At 60.9% G+C, this 20,023-nt stretch carries 17 protein-coding genes and 1 pseudogene; 8 read left to right on the top strand and 10 right to left on the bottom strand.

Annotated features, from left to right (window positions below; genetic code table 11):
* Positions 1–237 precede the first annotated feature (237 nt).
* From D8U82_RS14825 to D8U82_RS14805, 5 genes are all read right to left on the bottom strand, one after another.
* Positions 238–1,401, bottom strand: a complete 1,164-nt coding sequence (locus D8U82_RS14825; RefSeq protein ID WP_130902433.1) for a gamma-butyrobetaine dioxygenase — start codon at positions 1,399–1,401, stop codon at positions 238–240.
* A 23-nt stretch (positions 1,402–1,424) separates the two neighbouring features.
* Positions 1,425–1,901, bottom strand: a complete 477-nt coding sequence (locus D8U82_RS14820; protein WP_130902432.1) for a thioesterase family protein — start codon at positions 1,899–1,901, stop codon at positions 1,425–1,427.
* Positions 1,902–2,124: 223 nt separating this feature from the next.
* The gene (locus D8U82_RS14815; RefSeq protein ID WP_016772811.1) at positions 2,125–3,090 is read right to left on the bottom strand and encodes an L-carnitine dehydrogenase; all 966 of its coding nucleotides are present in this window, start codon (positions 3,088–3,090) and stop codon (positions 2,125–2,127) included.
* 212 nt (positions 3,091–3,302) lie between these two features.
* Positions 3,303–4,190: a 3-keto-5-aminohexanoate cleavage protein gene (locus D8U82_RS14810; protein ID WP_130902431.1), complete on the bottom strand. Its 888-nt coding sequence runs from the start codon at positions 4,188–4,190 to the stop codon at positions 3,303–3,305.
* Positions 4,191–4,296: 106 nt separating this feature from the next.
* Positions 4,297–5,241, bottom strand: coding sequence for a choline ABC transporter substrate-binding protein (locus D8U82_RS14805; RefSeq protein ID WP_016772813.1), 945 nt, complete (start codon positions 5,239–5,241; stop codon positions 4,297–4,299).
* A gap of 191 nt (positions 5,242–5,432) precedes the next feature.
* Here D8U82_RS14805 and D8U82_RS14800 point away from each other — a divergent pair, with 191 nt between their 5' ends.
* Positions 5,433–6,377 (top strand): GlxA family transcriptional regulator, encoded by a 945-nt coding sequence (locus tag D8U82_RS14800; RefSeq protein WP_130902430.1) that lies wholly within the window; start codon positions 5,433–5,435, stop codon positions 6,375–6,377.
* A gap of 95 nt (positions 6,378–6,472) precedes the next feature.
* Here the strand turns inward: D8U82_RS14800 and D8U82_RS14795 are convergent, their stop codons facing one another.
* From D8U82_RS14795 to D8U82_RS14785, 3 genes and pseudogenes are all read right to left on the bottom strand, one after another.
* A complete protein-coding gene (locus D8U82_RS14795) occupies positions 6,473–6,889 on the bottom strand; it encodes a DUF3010 family protein (protein WP_016772815.1) in 417 nt (138 codons plus the stop codon).
* A 28-nt stretch (positions 6,890–6,917) separates the two neighbouring features.
* Positions 6,918–7,136, bottom strand: a pseudogene (locus tag D8U82_RS14790) (helix-turn-helix transcriptional regulator); the annotation flags it as partial.
* A gap of 19 nt (positions 7,137–7,155) precedes the next feature.
* Positions 7,156–7,557 carry a lysozyme inhibitor LprI family protein gene (locus tag D8U82_RS14785; RefSeq protein ID WP_125925563.1) on the bottom strand — a complete coding sequence of 134 codons (402 nt, stop codon included), beginning with the start codon at positions 7,555–7,557 and terminating at the stop codon, positions 7,156–7,158.
* Between the two features lie 231 nt (positions 7,558–7,788).
* On the opposite strand from D8U82_RS14785, the gene D8U82_RS14780 reads away from it, so the two are divergent.
* The 6 genes from D8U82_RS14780 (at position 7,789) to D8U82_RS14755 (ending at position 15,541) form a co-directional block, all read left to right on the top strand.
* Positions 7,789–8,766 (top strand): dipeptidase, encoded by a 978-nt coding sequence (locus D8U82_RS14780; RefSeq protein WP_130902429.1) that lies wholly within the window; start codon positions 7,789–7,791, stop codon positions 8,764–8,766.
* Between the two features lie 105 nt (positions 8,767–8,871).
* The gene (locus D8U82_RS14775; RefSeq protein ID WP_039757633.1) at positions 8,872–9,402 is read left to right on the top strand and encodes a 4-vinyl reductase; all 531 of its coding nucleotides are present in this window, start codon (positions 8,872–8,874) and stop codon (positions 9,400–9,402) included.
* A 15-nt stretch (positions 9,403–9,417) separates the two neighbouring features.
* Positions 9,418–11,478, top strand: coding sequence for a dimethylglycine demethylation protein DgcA (gene dgcA / locus D8U82_RS14770; protein ID WP_024014595.1), 2,061 nt, complete (start codon positions 9,418–9,420; stop codon positions 11,476–11,478).
* Between the two features lie 113 nt (positions 11,479–11,591).
* Complete coding sequence (gene dgcB / locus D8U82_RS14765) at positions 11,592–13,541, top strand: dimethylglycine demethylation protein DgcB (protein ID WP_130902428.1); 1,950 nt, start codon at positions 11,592–11,594, stop codon at positions 13,539–13,541.
* Entirely contained in the window at positions 13,541–14,761 is a 1,221-nt protein-coding gene (locus tag D8U82_RS14760; protein WP_130902427.1) for an electron transfer flavoprotein subunit alpha/FixB family protein, read from the top strand. Before dgcB ends, D8U82_RS14760 begins: the two co-directional genes overlap by 1 nt.
* Before the next feature lie 9 nt (positions 14,762–14,770).
* Complete coding sequence (locus tag D8U82_RS14755; protein WP_024014592.1) at positions 14,771–15,541, top strand: electron transfer flavoprotein subunit beta; 771 nt, start codon at positions 14,771–14,773, stop codon at positions 15,539–15,541.
* A gap of 928 nt (positions 15,542–16,469) precedes the next feature.
* Here D8U82_RS14755 and gbcA read toward each other — a convergent pair.
* The gene (gene gbcA, locus D8U82_RS14750; protein WP_016772823.1) at positions 16,470–17,765 is read right to left on the bottom strand and encodes a glycine-betaine demethylase subunit GbcA; all 1,296 of its coding nucleotides are present in this window, start codon (positions 17,763–17,765) and stop codon (positions 16,470–16,472) included.
* A gap of 296 nt (positions 17,766–18,061) precedes the next feature.
* Here gbcA and gbcB point away from each other — a divergent pair, with 296 nt between their 5' ends.
* Positions 18,062–19,162, top strand: a complete 1,101-nt coding sequence (gene gbcB / locus D8U82_RS14740; RefSeq protein WP_016772824.1) for a glycine-betaine demethylase subunit GbcB — start codon at positions 18,062–18,064, stop codon at positions 19,160–19,162.
* Positions 19,163–19,225: 63 nt separating this feature from the next.
* On the opposite strand, the gene D8U82_RS14735 is transcribed toward gbcB, so the two are convergent.
* The gene (locus tag D8U82_RS14735; protein ID WP_130902426.1) at positions 19,226–19,759 is read right to left on the bottom strand and encodes a transposase; all 534 of its coding nucleotides are present in this window, start codon (positions 19,757–19,759) and stop codon (positions 19,226–19,228) included.
* Between the last annotated feature and the right edge of the window lie 264 nt (positions 19,760–20,023).

The following is a 20,023-nucleotide window of genomic DNA, read 5'->3' as shown; positions in this document are numbered from 1 at the left end:
GCGACTAGGCACACTGGCTCCAGCTCGCTTCACGAAGGTTTGGTCACCCTCGCCTGGCAGCTCCTCAACAGTACCCTCCTCAGCTCCGATCCTGTCACGGCTTGATCGGAGTTTTTTTTCTTGTGAATCAGCCAGGGATTTGTTGTTCCCGCTGACGCTTTCGCGAGCAGGCTCGCTCCCACTTTGCAATGCGTACCCTGTGGGAGCGAGCCTGCTCGCGAAGAACGATGACGCGGTTCAACGTTGCAACACCAGAATCCGCGACAACAACTCATCCCGGTCGACATAGCAGCCCTGAAAATGCCGCGCCCCGGTCGCTGGATCAAAGGCATTGCGTGCATGCAGCGTGCGGCGGTTGTCAAAGCACCACAACTCGCCCGGCTTGAGCCGCTGCATCAGCCGAAATCGCGGCTCGCGGGTCATCGCAATAAAGCGCCGATAGGCTCGATACAGCAAAGGCATCTGCGCCACCGACGTATCGAACGCCCCGCGCAGAAAGTTGGCCATGCGAATCTCCGCCACCCGGCCCAGCGCATCCACAGCGATGATCGGCGCCAGGCAGCGATAGTCGCTGTGCCGGTCCTTGTTGCGAAATTCCACGGGGATTTCACACAGGGCCTCAAACAGCTGCGGCTCCTCCTGACGCAAGGCCTCGGCGATCGCAAAACCATCGACGAAAATACTCTCGCCACCCTCGGCATCATTCACCAGACAATGCAGAAATTGCAGCCCCGGTTGCAGCTCGCGAGTCGGCAGATCCGTGTGCAATGGCAGGTTGAAGGCGGTGTAGGCGTTGCTGTCGGCGTCGGCTTTGGATTGCACATTGAACAGCACGCCGAAGTTGCTTTCGCGGATGAAGGAAATCCGCTGCGCGATGAGCTTTAGCGAGCCCGGCTCGGCGGGCACGCCGCGCACTTGGGTCAGGCCGATGTCGCGCACGGCGAGCAACCATTGCAGCAGCGCGGCGTTGTCGTTCATCAGCGCGGTGTAGTCGAACACCGGCAACTGCAGATCGCTGTGCCACAAACGCGGCTGCGGTTTGCCGGCCAGGCGTTCGGCGCGGGATTCATCGTCATAGGCATGTGCGCGCAACCAGCCCGGGTCGAAGCGGCTGAGGTGACCGTCCTGCCAGTCGATGCGCAGGCATCCATCGCTGTCGATGCGCGTGGCCAGCGGTCGCAAATCCTCGGCGGCATCGACGCTCTCGAAAACCTGCTCGCGAGTGACGCTGTAGACACATTGATCACACGGGCAATTGTCGCGCAGCCATAGGTGGTGAAACGGGCTGACACGTCCGTCAGCCCATTCGATGACAACGCGATCCGCCAAACCCTGCACGCCACCGAGCGCGCTGATCAACGGATAAGTACGAAAATCGGCAACAGCAACGGCGGTGTTCATGGCGGCTCCTTGGCAGTGGGGATTTACCGAGCGGGTGGCAGCGCGATCACGCGGCCGATGTAAGCGGGAGCGGGCAGGTCGGTCTGATCCGCGACGATGGCCTGCAAGCGATGCAACGTATCGGGGCTGAACGGAGCCGAGCGCGGGCCGGCGAGGTCGACGTGCAAAAGCATCTGTTCATTGCCGGCCAGCGCTTGCTCATCGCCGATTTTGTGCAGGCTGTGGTAGAGGTGCAGGCGCTTGCTGTCGTGGCCGATGATTTGCGTGCGCACTTCCACCTCAGTGTCGATCTTCACTTCGTGCAGGTAATTGAGGTGCAGTTCGAGGGTGAACAGCGAGTGGCCGCTGGCCTCGCGGTTGCTGCTGTCCATGCCGAGGCAGTCCATCAGCGCATCGGTGGCGTAGCTGAAGATCAGCAAGTAAAAGGCGTCGCGCAGGTGGCCGTTGTAGTCGACCCAGTCGGGGATGATGGTGGTTTGGTAGGTGGTGAGGTGGGGCATGGTTTCGGTTTCCGCAGTTGATGAGTGAAGATCAAGAGCAACCCCCTCACCCCAGCCCTCTCCCCCAAGGGGGCGAGGGGGAAAGGGAGCCGATTTTCGAGCCTTTCAAGTCCAGAGTTCGACGCAGTGGTCAAGTCGGCGTAGCTTGCAAAAACACCTCGGTCAGTCCCCTCTCCCTCCGGGAGAGGGTTAGGGTGAGGGCAGCGGTACCATGTCATACGCATTACTCGCTGAAACTCATTCCATGCTTTTCCTTGGTGGTTTTCACCGCCTCGAGCACCGCCAGCAAACAGTCATCACGATAGCGCTCCAGCGCCGAAATGCTGTGCCGACCGAGCTGATCGGTGGTGCCATCGACCACATCATCGATCAACTTGTCGGTCAGCTCCGGTGCCGGCAGATACGTCCACGGCAACTGCAACGCCGGGCCGAATTGCGACATGAAGTGGCGCATGCCGGCATCGCCGCCGGCCAGGGTGTAAGTCAGGAAAGTGCCCATGAACGACCAGCGCAGACCGGCGCCAAAGCGAATCGCATCGTCGATTTCGCCAGTCGTCGCGACACCGTCGTTGACCAGGTGCAGCGCTTCGCGCCACAGCGCTTCGAGCAATCGGTCGGCGATGAAACCCGGCACTTCCTTGCGCACATGCAGCGGGCGCATGCCGAGGGATTGGTAGACTTGCATCGCCGCTTGCACCGCCTCCGGCGCGGTGTTTCTGCCGCCGACCACTTCCACCAGCGGCAACAGATAAACCGGGTTGAACGGATGCCCGACCACGCAGCGTTCAGGGTGCGTCGAACTCTCATAGAACTCGCTTGGCAAAAGGCCTGAAGTGCTGGAGCCGATCAGCGCATCGGGCTTGGCCGCGGCGCTGATCTTGCTGTGCAGATCGAGTTTCAGTTCCAGCCGCTCCGGGGCGCTTTCCTGGATGAAATCGGCGTCACGCACGCACTCCTCGATGGTTGCGACAAAACGCAGACGGTCCTGCGAAGCGCCGGGCGCCAGGCCGTTCTTCTCCAGCGCGCCCCAGGCATTGGCCACGCGTTGGCGCAATGCCGCCTCGGCGCCGGGCGCCGGGTCCCAGGCCACTACGTCGAGACCGTGGGCGAGGGCGCGGGCGACCCAGCCACTGCCGATGACACCGCTGCCGAGAGCGGCGAAGGTTTTGATTTCGGTGATAAAGCGCATGGTGATTTCCTGAGAGAGTTCGGTGATCCCTGTGGAAACTCTGTTCTCGTGGCGAGGGGATTTATCCCTGATCGGCTGCGAAGCAGTCGTAAAACCAGTGCTCTCGGTCTATCTGATGCCCCGGGTTGTCAGGTTTTGGGGCGGCTTCGCCACCCATCGGGGATAAATCCCCTCACCACAAGATTTATGTTCACAGGGAGAAAGGGTGAGGTTCAGCCGCGCTGGGTCAGGCCCATCTTTTTGCGACCTTCGGCCGGCGTAAGCACGCGGGCACCGAGGCGGCTGAGGATCTCGCTGGCGCGCTCGACCAGTTGGCCGTTGGTCGCCAGCACACCCTTGTTCAGCCACAGATTGTCTTCCAGCCCGACCCGCACGTTGCCGCCGAGCAGCACCGCTTGCGCTGCCATCGGCATTTGCATGCGGCCAATGCCGAAGCCGGCCCAGACCGCGTCGGCGGGCAGGTTGTCGACCATGGCTTTCATCGTGGTGGTGTCGGCCGGCGCGCCCCACGGGATGCCCAGACACAGTTGGAACAACGGGTTTTCGAGCAAGCCTTCCTTGATCATCTGCTTGGCGAACCACAGATGCCCGGTGTCGAAAATCTCCAGCTCGGCCTTCACCCCCAGTTCGGTGATGCGCTTGGCGCCGGCGCGCAGTTGCGCCGGGGTAGAGACGTAAATGGTGTCGCCGTCGCCGAAGTTCAGCGTGCCGCAATCGAGGGTGCAGATTTCCGGCAGCAGTTCTTCAACGTGGGCGAGACGGGTCAGCGGACCGACCAGATCGGTGTTCGGGCCGAACTCCATCGGCTTCTCGCCAGGGCCGATTTCCAGGTCGCCGCCCATCCCGGCGGTGAGGTTGACGATGATGTCGACGTCCGCCTCGCGGATGCGCTCCATCACTTCGCGGTACAGCGCCACGTCACGGCTGAACTTGCCGGTCTGCGGGTCGCGCACATGGCAGTGCACGACGGTGGCGCCGGCCTTGGCCGCTTCCACCGCGGCAGCGGCAATCTGTTTCGGGGTGACCGGCACGTGTGGACTTTTGGCGGTCGTGTCGCCAGCACCGGTGAGTGCGCAGGTGATGATGACGTCGTGGTTCATGGTGCATTTCCTTCAGGCGTGATGGGTCTGTCCGCAGCCCGTGGCGGGGCTGCGAAGCGTGTTTCAGTGGCCTCGCCCATCTGGGAGAGGGGGGTTCAATAAAGGGTTATTTGCTGGTCAGCTGGAGGTTTTCAGCAGCCGGTTTGCCATCGAAAGTCGTCACACCTTCAAGCCAGCGCTGTTTGTCTTCGGGGTGATCCTTGAGCCACTGCTTCGCCGACTCGAAGGCATCCTTGTGATCGAGCAGCGGCTGCATCATCCGGCTCTCGGATTCGGCGGTGAACGTCAGGTTGGTCAGCAGGCGGCCGATGTTCGGGCATTGCTCGGCGTACTTCGGTGACGTGACCGTCCACACCGTGGCCATGCCTTCGTTCGGGCCGAGGGCGTCTTCGCTGCCGGTCAGATAGGTCATCTGAATGTTGACGTTCATCGGGTGCGGCGCCCAGCCGAAGAACACCACGGCTTCCTTGCGGCGTACGGCGCGGTCGACGGCAGCGAGCATGCCGGCCTCGCTCGATTCGACCAGTTGGAATTTACCCAGACCAAACTGGTTTTTGGCGATCATCGCTTTGATCTGCGTGTTGGCACCTGAGCCTGGCTCGATGCCGTAGATCTTGCCGCCCAATTCCTTCTCGAATTTGGCGATGTCAGCGAAGGTTTTCAGGCCCTTGTCAGCCAGATAGGTCGGCACGGCGAGGGTGGCGCGGGCGTCTTTCAGGCTCGGTGCTTCGAGCACTTTCACCTGATTGGCCTCGACGAATGGCGTGATGGTCTGCGTCATCAGCGGGTTCCAGTAGCCGAGGAACAGGTCCAGGCGCTGATCGCGGATCCCGGCAAAGATGATCTGCTGCGAGGCGCTGGTCTGTTTGGTGCTGTAGCCGAGGCCGTCGAGCAGGACCTGGGTCATGGCACTGGTGGCGATCACGTCAGTCCAGTTGACCACGCCCATGCGTACGTTCTTGCAGGAGGCCGGTTCGGCCGCCATCACGCCGGTGCTGAAGAAAGCGGTACCGCTGAGTGCAAGAACGCAGCTGCTGATCAGTCGTTTCATGTCGGGTTCCTCGGCAGTTCGATTATTGTGGTTCCCGGCATCTGCGCGCCGGTGAGGCCAAGTTACGCAGCTATGCACCCGTGAAAGCGCACTGCGGCGACTGGCATTTGCACTGTAGCGACCTGCACGCTTGAACGCCGCCGATAATCGGCGTATCAACGAGCCACGCGACCCGCCAACCGAGTGCGCCCATGTCCCAGGATTTCTACTTTTTGCTGATGCCGGGGTTCTCCGCCATCGGCTTTATTTCCGCGATCGAACCGTTGCGCGTGGCCAACCGCTTTCGCGGCGAGTTGTACCGCTGGCATGTGCTCAGCGCCGATGGCGGCGCGGTACTGGCGAGCAACGGCATGTCGGTCAACGCCGATGCGGCACTGGAGCCGCTGAAGAAAGGCGCGACCTTGCTGGTGGTGGCCGGCTTCGAACCGCTGAAGTTCATCACGCCGACGCTGGAGCACTGGTTGCGCAGGCTGGACAACGAAGGCGTAACCCTCGGCGCCATCGACACCGGCAGCTTCGTCCTTGCCGAAGCAGGCCTGCTCGACGGCCATCGCCTGACCCTGCACTGGGAGGCGATCGATGCCTTCAAGGAGTCTTATCCACAGCTCAGCGTGACCCAGGAACTGTTTGAGATCGACCGCCGGCGGATCACCTCGGCGGGAGGTACGGCCTCGATTGATCTGATGCTCGACCTGATCGCCCAGGCCCACGGCCCGCAACTGGCGATTCAGGTCAGCGAGCAGTTTGTGCTCGGGCGCATCCGCCCGCGCAAGGATCACCAGCGCATGGAAGTCGCCACGCGTTACGGGATCAACAACAAGAAACTGGTGCAGGTGATCGGCGAAATGGAACAGCACAGCGAACCGCCGCTGACCACGTTGCAACTGGCGGAGTCGATCAAGGTGACCCGGCGGCAACTGGAGAGGTTGTTCCGGCTGCACCTGAACGATACGCCGAGCAACTTCTATCTGCGGTTAAGGCTTGAGAAGGCCCGGCAATTGCTGCGCCAGACCGATATGAGCGTGCTCGAAGTCAGCATTGCCTGCGGTTTTGAATCGCCGTCGTATTTCACCCGCAGCTATCGCGCACGTTTCGCCCGCTGCCCGCGCGAAGACCGGCGTACCGCACAGATCTGAAAGTCAAAAGATCGCAGCCTTCGGCAGCTCCTACAGGGAAATGCATTCCAAAGTAGGAGCTGCCGAAGGCTGCGATCTTTTGATCTTGCTCTTGGTTACTTCTTCACCAACGCCGAGCACGCCGCTTTGTACGCCTCATGCTGATACTTGTTCAACGTCCCCGGCAGTTCAAAGTTGTGCTTCTTGGCCTGGGCATTGATCGTCTGCGGCGACAGCAGCGTCACCTCACAGCCATCAAGCAACTGAAACACGCCCTCGATCTTGAACGTCGTCGGCCCACCGGCAAACTCGCCCTTTTTGCTGCGCTTCTTGATCGCGATCCGATCCACCGAGTTTTCCCGCACAAACGACGCCACCTGCGCCGCGAACCGCCGCACGTTCGCCGCCTCGTCATCGTCATCCAGAGCAATCTTTTTCGTGGCGAGAGGGACGTGGCTCAACGTCGAACCGTCGAGCGCCGCCACGGCGATGATCGCTTCGCTGCCTTTGATTTCAATGCCGCAGATGTTCATGGGAATTCCTTTGAATAAAGAGGGCAGCCTACAGCTCAAGCTGACTGGCTGTGATGCCGAACGCGGCGGCAATTTTCTCGCGGGTGGCCTTGCGGGGTTTGGCGACTGTTTCCTGCTGGGCAAACGCCGGTTGCGAGATGCCCATGCGCTTGGCCATTTCTTCCTGAGTCAGGTTGAGATATTCGCGCCAGGCGCGGATCGGTGTTGCGCCATCAACCATATGGCTGACCACTTCATGAGGAATCATTGATTTATCCTTTGTATGTTTATTCCTGCCCGATCGACTCCAAAAACTCCGACCGTTCATCACTCATCCGCGCGACACAATCATTCTGCGCAATGGTAAACGCCTTGCTCCCCGCCGTGGCCGGGAATGCCTCCACCGCGCAATCCGCATCGCGGGTTTTCAGCCACTGCTGCTGGGCGGTTTTCAGTTTGGCGGTGATGTCGGCCAGTTGCGTCGGGTTCTTGCCGTAGGCGGTCTGCATGCGTTCGCTGAGGCTGGCGTAGTTGTCTTTGAGCAGGTCTTCGGCGGTGCTGCGGCTGTAGGCGGAGCATTCCAGGGTCTGGATGTCGTTTTCCACCGCATCGCACGGGTTGTTCTCGGATTCTTCGGCGGCGTGGGCGCCGGTCGCAATCAGTGCCAGGGCGAGGAAGATCGATTTCATTGGGGTCGCTCTAATCCGTTGGTAGGTGCAGGCTGCGGCAGATTCTGGCGCAAGCGTGCGGGCTTGAACAGCCAGCCGAGGAGGGCGGCTGACGACCCTTTGTCGCGGATTGACGCTTTCGGCAATTCCCCTGTCGTTTTTGCACCCGGTCGCCCCGGCACCGAGGCATATGCTGGCCCCAAAGCGCCGGCAGACGATTCGGCGCATGAATTGCCAATAAGGGGACGCCTGATGAGCCCAGCCGAACTACACGCCGACAGCATCGTTATCGACGGTCTGATCATTGCCAAATGGAACCGCGAGCTGTTCGAAGACATGCGCAAGGGCGGTCTGACGGCGGCCAACTGCACTGTGTCGGTGTGGGAAGGCTTTCAGGCGACCGTGAACAACATTGCTGCCAGCCAGAAACTGATCCGTGAGAACAGCGATCTGGTGATGCCGGTGCGCACCACCGCCGACATCCGTCGGGCCAAGGAGCAGGGCAAGACCGGTATCCTCTTCGGCTTCCAGAATGCCCACGCTTTCGAAGACCAGATCGGCTATGTCGAGGTGTTCAAGCAGCTCGGCGTTGGCATCGTGCAGATGTGCTACAACACCCAGAATCTGGTCGGCACCGGTTGCTACGAGCGTGACGGCGGCCTGTCGGGTTTCGGTCGCGAGATCGTCGCCGAGATGAACCGCGTCGGCGTCATGTGCGACCTGTCCCACGTCGGTTCCAAGACCTCCGAAGAAGTCATTCTCGAATCGAAAAAACCGGTCTGCTACTCGCACTGCCTGCCGTCGGGTCTCAAAGAGCACCCGCGCAACAAATCCGATGCAGAGCTGAAGTTCATTGCCGACCACGGCGGTTTTGTCGGCGTGACCATGTTCGCGCCGTTCCTCGCCAAGGGCATCGATTCGACCATCGACGATTACGCCGAAGCGATCGAATACACCATGAACATCGTTGGCGAAGACGCCATCGGTATCGGCACCGATTTCACTCAGGGTCACGGCCAGGACTTCTTCGAATACTTGACTCACGACAAGGGCTACGCCCGCCGCCTGACCAGCTTCGGCAAGATCATCAACCCGCTGGGCATCCGCACCGTCGGCGAATTCCCCAACCTCACCGAAACCCTGCTCAAGCGCGGCCATTGCGAGCGTGTGGTGCGCAAGATCATGGGCGAGAACTGGGTAAGCGTTCTTAAGAACGTCTGGGGCGAATAACGCTTTCTCAAGACCGCCGCCGATCTGCCCCCTCTCCTGCGGGAGAGGGCTGGGGTGAGGGCCGCGGCCAACACTGAACCATCATTTTTCTGGAGTTAAGTTTCCATGGCCAAGATCGCCCCGCAATTGCCTATCGAAGTCGACAGCGAGACCGGTGTCTGGACCTCCGACGCCCTGCCAATGCTGTATGTGCCGCGTCACTTTTTCGTCAACAACCACATGGGCATCGAGGAAGTGCTCGGCGCTGAAGCCTATGCCGAGATCCTCTACAAGGCCGGCTACAAATCCGCCTGGCACTGGTGTGAAAAGGAAGCCGAATGCCACGGTCTGGAAGGCGTCGCGGTGTTCGAGCACTACATGAAGCGCCTGTCGCAGCGCGGCTGGGGTCTGTTCAAGATTCAGGACATCGACCTCGACAAGGGCACCGCCAGCGTCAAGCTCGAGCACTCGGCATTCGTCTATGTCTACGGCAAGGTCGGGCGCAAGGTTGATTACATGTTCACCGGCTGGTTCGCCGGCGCCATGGACCAGATTCTCGAAGCCCGTGGCAGCAAGATCCGTACTGTCGCCGAACAAGTCTACGGAGGCTCCGAAGAGGGCCACGATGACGGCTTGTTCATCGTCAAGCCGTTGTAAGCCGAGGACCGTGCCATGGCTTTCGAAGCAATGTTCCAGCCGATCCAGATCGGCAAACTGACCATCCGCAACCGCGTGCTCAGCACCGCGCACGCCGAGGTCTACGCGACTGACGGTGGCATGACCACTGACCGCTACGTCAAATACTACGAAGAGAAAGCCAAGGGCGGTATCGGCCTGGCCATCTGCGGCGGTTCGTCCGTGGTGGCGATCGACAGCCCGCAGGAATGGTGGAGCTCGGTCAATCTGTCCACCGACCGGATCATTCCGCACTTCCAGAATCTGGCCGACGCCATGCACAAGCATGGCGCCAAGATCATGATCCAGATTACCCACATGGGTCGTCGCTCGCGCTGGGACGGTTTCAACTGGCCGACCTTGATGTCGCCCTCGGGCATCCGTGAACCGGTGCACCGCGCCACTTGCAAAACCATCGAGCCGGAAGAGATCTGGCGAGTGATCGGCAACTACGCCCAGGCTGCGCGCCGGGCCAAGGCTGGTGGCCTCGATGGCGTCGAACTGTCGGCAGTGCACCAGCACATGATCGACCAGTTCTGGAGCCCGCGCGTCAACAAGCGTACCGATGAATGGGGCGGCACCTTCGAAGGCCGAATGAAGTTCGGCCTGGAAGTCCTCAAAGCCGTGCGCGCCGAGGTCGGTGACGACTTCTGCGTGGGCATGCGCCTGTGCGGTGACGAGTTCCACCCGGACGGCTTGTCCCACGAGGACATGAAGCAGATCGCCAAGTATTACGACGACACCGGCATGCTCGATTTCATCGGCGTGGTCGGCTCGGGTTGCGATACCCACAACACCTTGGCCAACGTTATTCCGAACATGAGTTATCCACCGGAGCCGTTCCTGCACCTGGCTGCCGGCATCAAGGAAGTGGTCAAGGTGCCGGTGTTGCACGCGCAGAACATCAAGGACCCGAACCAGGCCACGCGCATCCTTGAAGGCGGTTACGTCGACATGGTCGGCATGACACGCGCGCACATCGCTGACCCGCACCTGATCGCCAAGATCAAGATGGGCCAGATCGACCAGATCAAGCAGTGCGTCGGCGCCAACTATTGCATCGACCGTCAGTATCAGGGCCTGGACGTGCTGTGCATCCAGAACGCCGCGACCTCCCGTGAATACATGGGCGTGCCGCACATCATCGAGAAATCCACCGGGCCGAAACGCAAGGTGGTGATCGTCGGTGCCGGCCCGGCCGGGATGGAAGCCGCGCGCGTGGCTGCCGAGCGTGGCCACGATGTCACGCTGTTCGAGAAAAAAGACTTCATCGGCGGGCAGATCACCACCGCATCGAAAGCACCGCAGCGTGACCAGATCGCCGGCATCACCCGCTGGTTCCAGCTGGAACTGGCGCGGCTGAAAGTCGATCTGCGCCTGGGCACGGCGGCGGATGCCGACACCATCATGGACCTGCGTCCGGACGTGGTGGTGCTGGCGGTCGGCGGTCATCCGTACCTTGAGCAGAACGAACACTGGGGCGCGGCCGAAGGGCTGGTGGTCAGCAGTTGGGACGTGCTCGACGGCAAGGTTGCGCCGGGCAAGAACGTGCTGGTCTACGACACCATTTGCGAGTTCACCGGCATGTCGGTCGCCGACTTCCTCGCCGACAAGGGCAGCCAGGTCGAGATCGTTACCGACGACATCAAACCGGGCGTGGCCATCGGCGGCACATCGTTCCCGACCTACTACCGCAGCATGTACCCGAAAGAAGTGATCATGACCGGCGACATGATGCTGGAGAAGGTCTACCGCGAAGGCGACAAGCTGATCGCGGTGCTGGAGAACGAATACACCGGCGCGAAAGAGGAACGGGTGGTCGATCAGGTGGTCGTCGAAAACGGCGTGCGCCCGGACGAGGAAATCTACTACGCGCTCAAGGACGGCTCGCGCAACAAGGGCCAGATCGACGTCGAAGCGCTGTTCGCGATCCAGCCGCAACCTTCGCTGAGCGAAGCGGGCGACGGCTACTTGCTGTTCCGCATCGGCGACTGTGTGGCGCAGCGTAATACCCATGCCGCCATTTACGACGCACTTCGGCTCTGTAAGGATTTTTGACGGCTCAGCTGCAAGCCACAAGCTGCAAGCTGCAAGTAAAAGCACAGCCGATCCATGCTGCTCTTTCTTGCCGCTTGTAGCTTGCAGCTTGCCGCTCGCCAGAGGTGACTCTGATGTTGAACACCCTTCTTCCAATCCTGTTGTTCGCAGCCCTGGGCCTTGCGGTCCTCGGCGCGTTGCGGCGGATGAACATGTGGCGCCGGGGGCGGGCGGCGAAGGTCGATCTGCTCGGCGGTCTGCTGGCCATGCCCAAGCGCTACATGGTCGACCTGCACCACGTCGTCGCGCGGGACAAATACATTGCCAACACCCACGTCGCCACGGCGGGCGGTGCGGTGGCGTCGATTGTGCTGGCCATTCTGGTGCACGGTTTCGGCCTGCATAACCGCATCCTCGGCTACGCCTTGCTGCTGATGTCGGCGGTGATGTTTGTCGGCGCGATCTTCATGTACCTGCGCCGGATCAATCCGCCTGCACGTCTGTCGAAAGGCCCGTGGATGCGCCTGCCGAAAAGCCTGCTGGCCTTCTCCGCGTCGTTTTTCCTGGTGACCCTGCCGGTGGCGGGAATTCTGCCGGAAAACTTCGGCGGCTGGCTGCTTGCAGTCATCCTCGGTGTTGGCGTGCTGTGGGGCGTGTCGGAACTGTTCTTCGGCATGACCTGGGGCGGGCCGATGAAGCACGCCTTTGCCGGTGCGCTGCACCTGGCCTGGCACCGTCGCCCGGAACGTTTCGGCGGCGGGCGCTCGACCGGTTTGAAGCCACTGGATCTGAACAATCCCGATGCGCCGCTGGGCGTGGAAAAACCCAAGGATTTCACCTGGAACCAGTTGCTCGGTTTCGACGCCTGCGTGCAGTGCGGCAAGTGCGAAGCAGCGTGCCCGGCCTTCGCCGCCGGCCAGCCGCTGAACCCGAAAAAACTGATTCAGGACATGGTCGTCGGCCTCGCCGGCGGCACTGACGCGAAGTTCGCCGGCAGCCCGTATCCAGGCAAACCGATCGGCGAGCATGGTGGCAGTCCGCATCAACCGATCGTCAACGGTCTGGTCGACGCCGAAACCCTGTGGTCGTGCACCACCTGCCGTGCCTGCGTCGAGGAGTGCCCGATGATGATCGAGCACGTCGATGCGATCGTCGACATGCGCCGGCATCTGACCCTGGAAAAAGGTGCGACGCCGAACAAGGGTGCCGAAGTTCTCGAGAACCTTATTGCAACCGACAACCCTGGCGGTTTCGCCCCGGGCGGGCGGATGAACTGGGCGGCGGATCTGAACCTCAATCTGCTCAGTGAGAAGAAATCCACCGACGTGCTGTTCTGGGTCGGCGACGGCGCCTTCGACATGCGCAACCAGCGCACCCTGCGCGCGTTCGTCAAAGTGCTGAAAGCGGCAAACATCGACTTCGCCGTGCTCGGCCTCGAAGAGCGCGACAGTGGTGATGTGGCGCGGCGTCTCGGCGACGAGGCTACGTTCCAGTTGCTGGCCAAGCGCAACATCCAGACGTTGGCCAAATACAGCTTCAACCGCATCGTCACCTGCGATCCGCACAGTTTCCATGTGCTGAAAAACGAGTACGGCGCCTTCGACGGCAACTATCTGGTGCAGCACCACAGCACCTACATGGCCGAGATCATTCAGGCCGGCGCGCTCAACCTCGGTCAACACAAAGGCAACAGCGTGACCTATCACGATCCGTGCTACCTGGGCCGCTACAACGGCGAGTACGAAGCGCCGCGTGAAGTGCTGCGAGCCCTCGGCATTGAAGTCAAAGAGATGCAGCGTTCTGGCTTCCGCTCACGCTGCTGCGGCGGCGGTGGCGGCGCGCCGATCACTGACATTCCGGGCAAGCAGCGCATCCCCGACATGCGCATGGAAGACATCCGCGAAACCGGTGCCGAGCTGGTGGCGGTGGGTTGTCCACAGTGCACGGCGATGCTCGAAGGCGTGGTTGAACCGCGTCCGCTGATCAAGGACATCGCCGAACTGGTCGCCGACGCGTTGCTCGAGGACGCCGCGCCAAGCAAGCCTGCCACCCCGGCCAAACGTGAACCTGCGGAGGTGCACTGATGAGCGACATTATCCGCCGCGACCCGCGCGCCGAATGGATTGCCCGTAATCGCCTGCATCCGCTGCACGCGGCGATGCAACCGGCGCAACACAGCTGGATGGGGCCCAACGGCGTCATCCGCAAGAATCTGCACGGTATGGGTTTTATCGGCCCTAACGGCATCAAACGCATTGACCGCAGCGGCGCGCAGCAGGGTGGGACGGTCAAACGCTCGGCTGCTGTTGAAGTGCAGTTGCCGCTGCATCAGGTACCGGCTCCGGCGTTCTACATCAACGTGGTGCCGGATATGGTCGGCGGTCGCCTGAGCAGCCACGACCGCGATCTGCTCGGCCTCGCTCACCAACTGGCCGGCAGCGACGGTGCGGTGCTTGCTGTGGTGTTCGGCGAACACAAGGAAAGCGCTTTCGAAACTGCTGGCGTCGATCGCCTGCTGGTGCTTGAAGGCGAGGAATTCAGCGGTTATGCACCGGAACAGCGGGTGCTGGGCTTGCGCGCTGTGGATAACCAGTTCAATCCGCGTCACTGGTTGCTGCCGGACAGCCGCAGCGGTGGCGGCGAACTCGGCCGGCGCTTTGCTGCAGCCTTGGGCGAGCGCCCGGCCACGCGGGTCTGGCAGGTCAAGGATCAGGAATGCATCGGCCGCGCCGGGGCCGGATTGCAAGACCTGGCGCGTCCAGTGGCGCGGTTGATTCTCGCCGCTGCCGAATGCGCAGAACCGGTCAGCGAAACTCGTCACGAAGCGTTGCCAGTGGAGTTATCCACAAGCGTCGCGCGCAGCTTGTCGCGAATCGAAGATCTTGGTGCCGTGGCGGTGGATCCGGCAGCGATTCCGATGGCCGAAGCGGAATTCATTTTCTCCGGCGGCAACGGGGTCAAGGATTGGCAGCTGTTTCACGAAACAGCGGCGGCCCTCGGCGCCACCGAAGGCGCTTCGCGGGTTGCGGTGGACGATGGCTTCATGGCCCGAGATCGTCAGGTCGGCGCGTCCGGCACCTGGGTCACCGCGCGGGTCTATGTGGCTGTGGGTATCTCTGGCGCGATCCAGCACCTGCAAGGCATTGGCGCCTGCGACAAGGTGGTGGCGATCAACCTCGATCCGGGTTGCGACATGATCAAGCGTGCCGACCTTTCGGTGATCGGCGAAAGCGCAGAGATTCTGCAAGCGTTGATCGAAGCGGTCGCTGCTTACCGCAACGAAGCCAAGCGCGATGCGGCGTAAGGAAACCCTATGAACACGAACGTTATCAGTCTGGTTTCAATCGGCGCTCACCCGACTTCGGGTCGGCCACGGCGCGCCGATCAGGATGCGCGCGCGGTGGAACTGGGCCTGCAACTGGCTGGGGATAACCTGCAAGTGCTGCACGCCGGTGATGTTGCCGAACCGGCCCTGCGTGCCTATCTGGGCATGGGCCTGGAACAGCTGCATGTGCTGGAACAACCCGCTGGCGCCGACGCCTTGCCAGCGCTGACCGCGTACCTGCGCGATGCCGGGGCGCAAGTAGTGCTGACCGGCAGTCAGGCGGAAACCGGCGAAGGTTCGGGGATGTTGCCGTTCCTGCTGGCCGAAGGTCTGGGCTGGCCGCTGGTGGTGGGCCTGGCGCAGGTCGAATCGATCAATGACGGGTCGGCGCTGGTCCTGCAAGCGTTGCCGCGCGGGCAGCGACGCCGCTTGAAGGTCAAACTGCCGTTTCTGGCCACTGTGGATAACGCCGCGCCAAAGCCTCGGCAGAGCGCGTACGGCCCGGCACGACGGGGCGAATTGGCCGCCGATGACGTTGAAGTGGTGGAGGACCAATTGTTGGCCGTCGCCACGCTGCAACCGGCCAAGCCACGGCCCAAGCGCTTGAAGGTGATCAAGGCCAAGAGCGGCGCCGACCGGATGAAAGCAGCGACGGCCAAGGCCAGTGGCGGCGGGGGGCAGGTGCTTAAGGGCGTTACCGCGCAGGCTGGGGCTGAAGCGATTCTGAAGTTGCTGATTGAAGAAGGCGTTGTCCGCTGAAAAGCCCCTCACCCTAGCCCTCTCCCAGAGGGAGAGGGGACCTACCGCGGCGAATTGGCCAAGTACACCGACCTGCGACATGGCGGTGGCCTTGGTCTGGCCAAGCCTGAGATCAATACAATGTTTCAGGTCGATGTAACCTCACCAGTCGACGCGGTCGGCCCCCTCTCCCTCTGGGAGAGGGTTGGGGTGAGGGGAAGCGGCTTACCCACATTCCCTGTTGGCGAAGCTGTGGATAACGTGTTCGCCCTTCCGCGCACCCCACGCCATTCAAGCCTTCCAGCCATAAGATCAAAAAACGATCAGCGTAACTCACGGATTTGTGAGGCTTTTCCCTCGGTATAAATCGAGAACTTGCCCCCAATCTCTGTTGGCGCTTCTGTGGATAAGATGTTCGCTATCAGCTGTAGGCCATATGGAACAAGGCTTACGGAAGGTTGATCATTTCCTGATCAAATGAGCTATCCAAGCAAAGAAAGCGTCCCGCAAGAGCACTTTTCCCCGTCCGCACGGTTTTTTCCACAGGCCAGCCAAAGTTACCCCCGATCTCTGTTGGCGCTTCTGTGGATAACGTGTTTGCTACCTGCTAGAGGCCTTTAAATACTAGGTCTACAGCGATTCGATCAAAAAACAACCAATCGTTTTCAGAAACCATGCTTATGGATAAGTCACGGTTTTTCTTTGCAAATCAGCAGGATAATTTTCAAGTCATCCACAGTTACCCCCATTTGCTGTGGGCGGGTCTGTGGATAACTTGTTTGCGGAAGGCTGGAGGGCTTGGTGGGTATGGGGGCGGAGGTGATTGGTCGGAAATTGATCAACTGAAAGATGTAGCGTGGGTCAGGACGCCTTCGCGAGCAGGCTCGCTCCCACAGGGGATGCATTCCACCTGTAGGAGCCGTCGCAGGCTGCGATCTTATGCTCCTGATCAGCCCTGAACCGGTACACCTTTGAGGTAAGGCGCAGGCTCTGCCCCGAGGTTGTTCAACATCCGCTCGCTGTACCAATCGACGAAGTTGACCACGCCGAATTCATAGGTCTTCGAATAAGGCCCCGGCTGGTAAGCGGTAGAGTTGATCCCGCGCTGGTTTTCCTCAGCCAGACGGCGGTCTTGATCGTTGGTCGCGTCCCACACCTGGCGCATGCGCTCGACGTCGTAATCGACACCTTCCACCGCATCCTTGTGCACCAGCCACTTGGTGGTGACCATAGTTTCCTGAGCGCTGATCGGCCACACGGTGAAGACGATGATGTGATCGCCCATGCAGTGGTTCCACGAGTGCGGCAGGTGCAGGATGCGCATCGAGCCCAGGTCCGGGTTCTTGATCCGGCCCATCAGTTTCGCGCAGCCTTGCTTGCCGTCGAGGGTCATCGATACGGTGCCCTTGAGCAGCGGCATGCGCACGATACGGTTGCGCAAGCCGAAACTGGCGTGGGCGTAAGGGATCTTTTCCGCTTCCCAGGCAGCGGCGGAGGCGGCGACGTGATCCTTGAACGCCTGATCGGCGCGCGGATCGGTGACGTCGTCCCACTCCAGCAGGGTTTTCAACAGTTCCGGGTGCGATGCGTTGCAGTGGTAGCACTCGCGGTTGTTTTCCAGCACCAGCTTCCAGTTGGCCTTTTCCATCAAGGTGGTGGTGATTGCCACCTTGGTGTTCTCCATGTCGTACGGTTCCATGTAATGGTTGAGCGTCGACAGGAAGTCATCGATGGCCGGCGGGTTCTCCGCCAGGCTGATGAAGATGTAACCGCCAGCGGTTTTCACGTTCACCGGTTTCAGGCCGTATTGCTTCATGTCGAAGTCGGCGCCCATCTCGGTGCCGGCGAACAGCAGGCGCCCGTCCAGTTCGTAGGTCCACTGGTGGTAATGGCAGACCAGTTTGGCGACCTTGCCTTTTTCACTGGTGCACAGGCGCGAGCCACGGTGGCGGCAGACGTTGTGGAACGCGTGCACCACGCCCTCGGCGCCGCGAATGACGATGATCGGGTTCTTGCCGACCTGCAAGGTCAGGTAGTTGCCCTTGGCCGGGATCTCGCAGGTCATGCCGGCGATCAACCATTCCTTCTGGAAGATTTCCTGCATATCGATATCGAACAGGCGCTCGTCGCTGTAGAACGGCTGTGGCAGCGAAAAAGTGCGCTCGCGCTCCTGGAGCATTTGTGCGGTGGCCTTGCGTGCGGGTTCCAGCGGATCGCCCAGGCTGATTTTTGCGGTGACGTCCATCGATGTAATCCTCATGGCCCTCTGCGTGGCCGGCGAAAGTGGCTGATCAGGTGTGCTGCAAAACGGTTGCTACGCAAGGTGTAAAGAAGTCGTCTTGTGTTGGGGCGAGTGTGGGGCCGGCGCTGGGGGGAATCTTATCCATGCGCGACATGGCGCAATCTGTTCCCGACGCGCAAGCCCCGGTGTTCAAGGGCTGGTCGCGATAAGTATGTCAATGTCGCGGATAGGTAAACGCACGGTCTGCGCTATACGCAGAATCGCCGACAAGAGGCCGACAGTCGGCCGTGGAGAACAGCATGTCCAACAGCTTCCTGAATCCGGTCACCACCCAGACCTGGGCCAATGGCCGACACATTGTCCGTTGCGTCAAAGTCATCCAGGAAACCTGGGATGTGCGCACCTTCTGCTTTATGGCCGACCAGCCGATCCTGTTCTTCTTCAAGCCGGGGCAGTTCGTCACCCTGGAGCTGGAAATCGAAGGCCAGCCGATCATGCGCTCGTACACGATTTCCAGCTCGCCGTCGGTGCCGTACAGTTTCTCGGTCACGATCAAGCGCGTGCCGGGTGGCAAGGTCTCCAACTGGTTGCACGACACTTTGCATGAAGGTCAGGAGCTGGCGGTGCACGGCCCGGTCGGGCTGTTCAACGCGATCGACTTCCCGAGCCCGAAGGTTCTGTATTTGAGCGGTGGCGTCGGCATCACCCCGTGCATGTCGATGGCGCGCTGGTTCTACGACACCAACGCCAACGTCGACATGACCTTCGTGCACAGCGCGCGCTCGCCGAAAGACATCATTTACCACCGCGAACTCGAGCACATGGCGTCGCGGATCGACAACTTCAGCCTGCACCTGATCTGCGAAAAGCACGGCCTCGGTGAGCCATGGGCCGGTTATCGCGGTTACCTGAATCACAAGATGCTCGAACTGATGGTTCCGGACTTCCTCGAACGCGAAGTGTTCTGCTGCGGCCCGACGCCGTACATGACCGCGGTCAAACGCTTGCTGGAAGCGGCCGGCTACGACATGTCGCGCTACCACGAAGAATCCTTCGGCGCCACGCCACCCGAGGCCCGCGCCGACGCGGTGGAACAGGCCGAACAAGCGGCCGATGCGCCGGAAATCGACGCCGCGGATCTGCACCAGGTGGAATTCACCGCGTCCGGCAAGAGCATCCGCGTCGGCCCGGGCGAAACCGTCCACGCGGCAGCCGCCAAACTCGGCCTGATGATCCCGAAAGCCTGCGGCATGGGCATTTGCGGGACATGCAAGGTGATGAAACTGGGCGGCGAAGTGGAGATGGAGCACAACGGCGGGATTACCGAGGATGACGAGGCCGAAGGGTTTATCCTGTCGTGCTGCAGTGTGCCGAAGGGGGATGTGCGGATTGAGTTCTGAGGCTTTTATGATCGTTCCCACGCTCCGCGTGGGAATGCCGCCCGGGACGCTCCGCGTCCCCTTTCAATACCAGCGCTGAACCTCGATCATACCCTCGATTCCCGCGTAGTCCCTGGCACTCGAATAACGCCAATGCTCCGGTAAATCCACATATCCGCGTTTCACCGGGTTGTTGTGGATGTATTCAAGTTTCTGGCGCATCACCGATTCGCTGTAGACCATCTCTGCGTGTGCACCTTCTTGCCATAGCTGATAAACCCGATCCTGTTTGTGCGCACGCTTGCTGAAGCGCAGGCGCTGCAAGGCTTTGTCGGCGCCTTTGGTTTGCAAGTCGTTGATGATCTGCCGCGCGGTAAAGGATTTGAACTGGCTGAGGCATTTGCTCAGATCGGATGCTTGGGCGACGAAGTGCAGGTGGTTTTCCAGAATCACGTAGCCGTATAGCTTCAAGTCATGATGAGCCTGTTGATATCGCCAGCAGTTGAGCAGGTGCTCAACGATGTACGGGCGAATGAATAACGGCAACCACTCCATTACGGTGCAGGTCAGGAAATGCGGTTTGTCGCTTTCGGTAATCGTATAGCGGTTGCGGCCCATGGGATTCGATCCTTGAATCTTGCGGTGCGAATGAGATGGAACGCGGAGCGTCCCGGGATGCGTTACCACGCAGAGCGTGGGAACGATCAGGGTGAGGCCGGAGTAGGGAACATGCTAGAAGAGACGTCTGCAACTACAGTGGGAAAAGTCATTCCCGACCTAAGATCGTTCCCACGCTCTGCGTGGGAATGCAGCCACTGACGCTCCGCGTCATAGCGGTTTTCAGCCTGTCGCCAAGGGTGAAGCTGGAACGCGGAGCGTCCC

Source organism: Pseudomonas sp. Sample_23, from assembly GCF_004307595.1.
GTDB classification, from domain to species: domain Bacteria; phylum Pseudomonadota; class Gammaproteobacteria; order Pseudomonadales; family Pseudomonadaceae; genus Aquipseudomonas; species Aquipseudomonas atacamensis.
Note: the sequence above shows the minus strand (reverse complement) of the source record. Positions and strands in the feature narration are given on the sequence as shown.

Coding starts and splice junctions, on each gene's coding strand:
- D8U82_RS14825 (WP_130902433.1), bottom strand. CDS start 1,401: ATGAACACCGCCGTTGCTGTTGCCGATTTTCGTACTTATCCGTTGATC.
- D8U82_RS14820 (WP_130902432.1), bottom strand. CDS start 1,901: ATGCCCCACCTCACCACCTACCAAACCACCATCATCCCCGACTGGGTC.
- D8U82_RS14815 (WP_016772811.1), bottom strand. CDS start 3,090: ATGCGCTTTATCACCGAAATCAAAACCTTCGCCGCTCTCGGCAGCGGT.
- D8U82_RS14810 (WP_130902431.1), bottom strand. CDS start 4,190: ATGAACCACGACGTCATCATCACCTGCGCACTCACCGGTGCTGGCGAC.
- D8U82_RS14805 (WP_016772813.1), bottom strand. CDS start 5,241: ATGAAACGACTGATCAGCAGCTGCGTTCTTGCACTCAGCGGTACCGCT.
- D8U82_RS14800 (WP_130902430.1), top strand. CDS start 5,433: ATGTCCCAGGATTTCTACTTTTTGCTGATGCCGGGGTTCTCCGCCATC.
- D8U82_RS14795 (WP_016772815.1), bottom strand. CDS start 6,889: ATGAACATCTGCGGCATTGAAATCAAAGGCAGCGAAGCGATCATCGCC.
- D8U82_RS14785 (WP_125925563.1), bottom strand. CDS start 7,557: ATGAAATCGATCTTCCTCGCCCTGGCACTGATTGCGACCGGCGCCCAC.
- D8U82_RS14780 (WP_130902429.1), top strand. CDS start 7,789: ATGAGCCCAGCCGAACTACACGCCGACAGCATCGTTATCGACGGTCTG.
- D8U82_RS14775 (WP_039757633.1), top strand. CDS start 8,872: ATGGCCAAGATCGCCCCGCAATTGCCTATCGAAGTCGACAGCGAGACC.
- dgcA (WP_024014595.1), top strand. CDS start 9,418: ATGGCTTTCGAAGCAATGTTCCAGCCGATCCAGATCGGCAAACTGACC.
- dgcB (WP_130902428.1), top strand. CDS start 11,592: ATGTTGAACACCCTTCTTCCAATCCTGTTGTTCGCAGCCCTGGGCCTT.
- D8U82_RS14760 (WP_130902427.1), top strand. CDS start 13,541: ATGAGCGACATTATCCGCCGCGACCCGCGCGCCGAATGGATTGCCCGT.
- D8U82_RS14755 (WP_024014592.1), top strand. CDS start 14,771: ATGAACACGAACGTTATCAGTCTGGTTTCAATCGGCGCTCACCCGACT.
- gbcA (WP_016772823.1), bottom strand. CDS start 17,765: ATGGACGTCACCGCAAAAATCAGCCTGGGCGATCCGCTGGAACCCGCA.
- gbcB (WP_016772824.1), top strand. CDS start 18,062: ATGTCCAACAGCTTCCTGAATCCGGTCACCACCCAGACCTGGGCCAAT.
- D8U82_RS14735 (WP_130902426.1), bottom strand. CDS start 19,759: ATGGGCCGCAACCGCTATACGATTACCGAAAGCGACAAACCGCATTTC.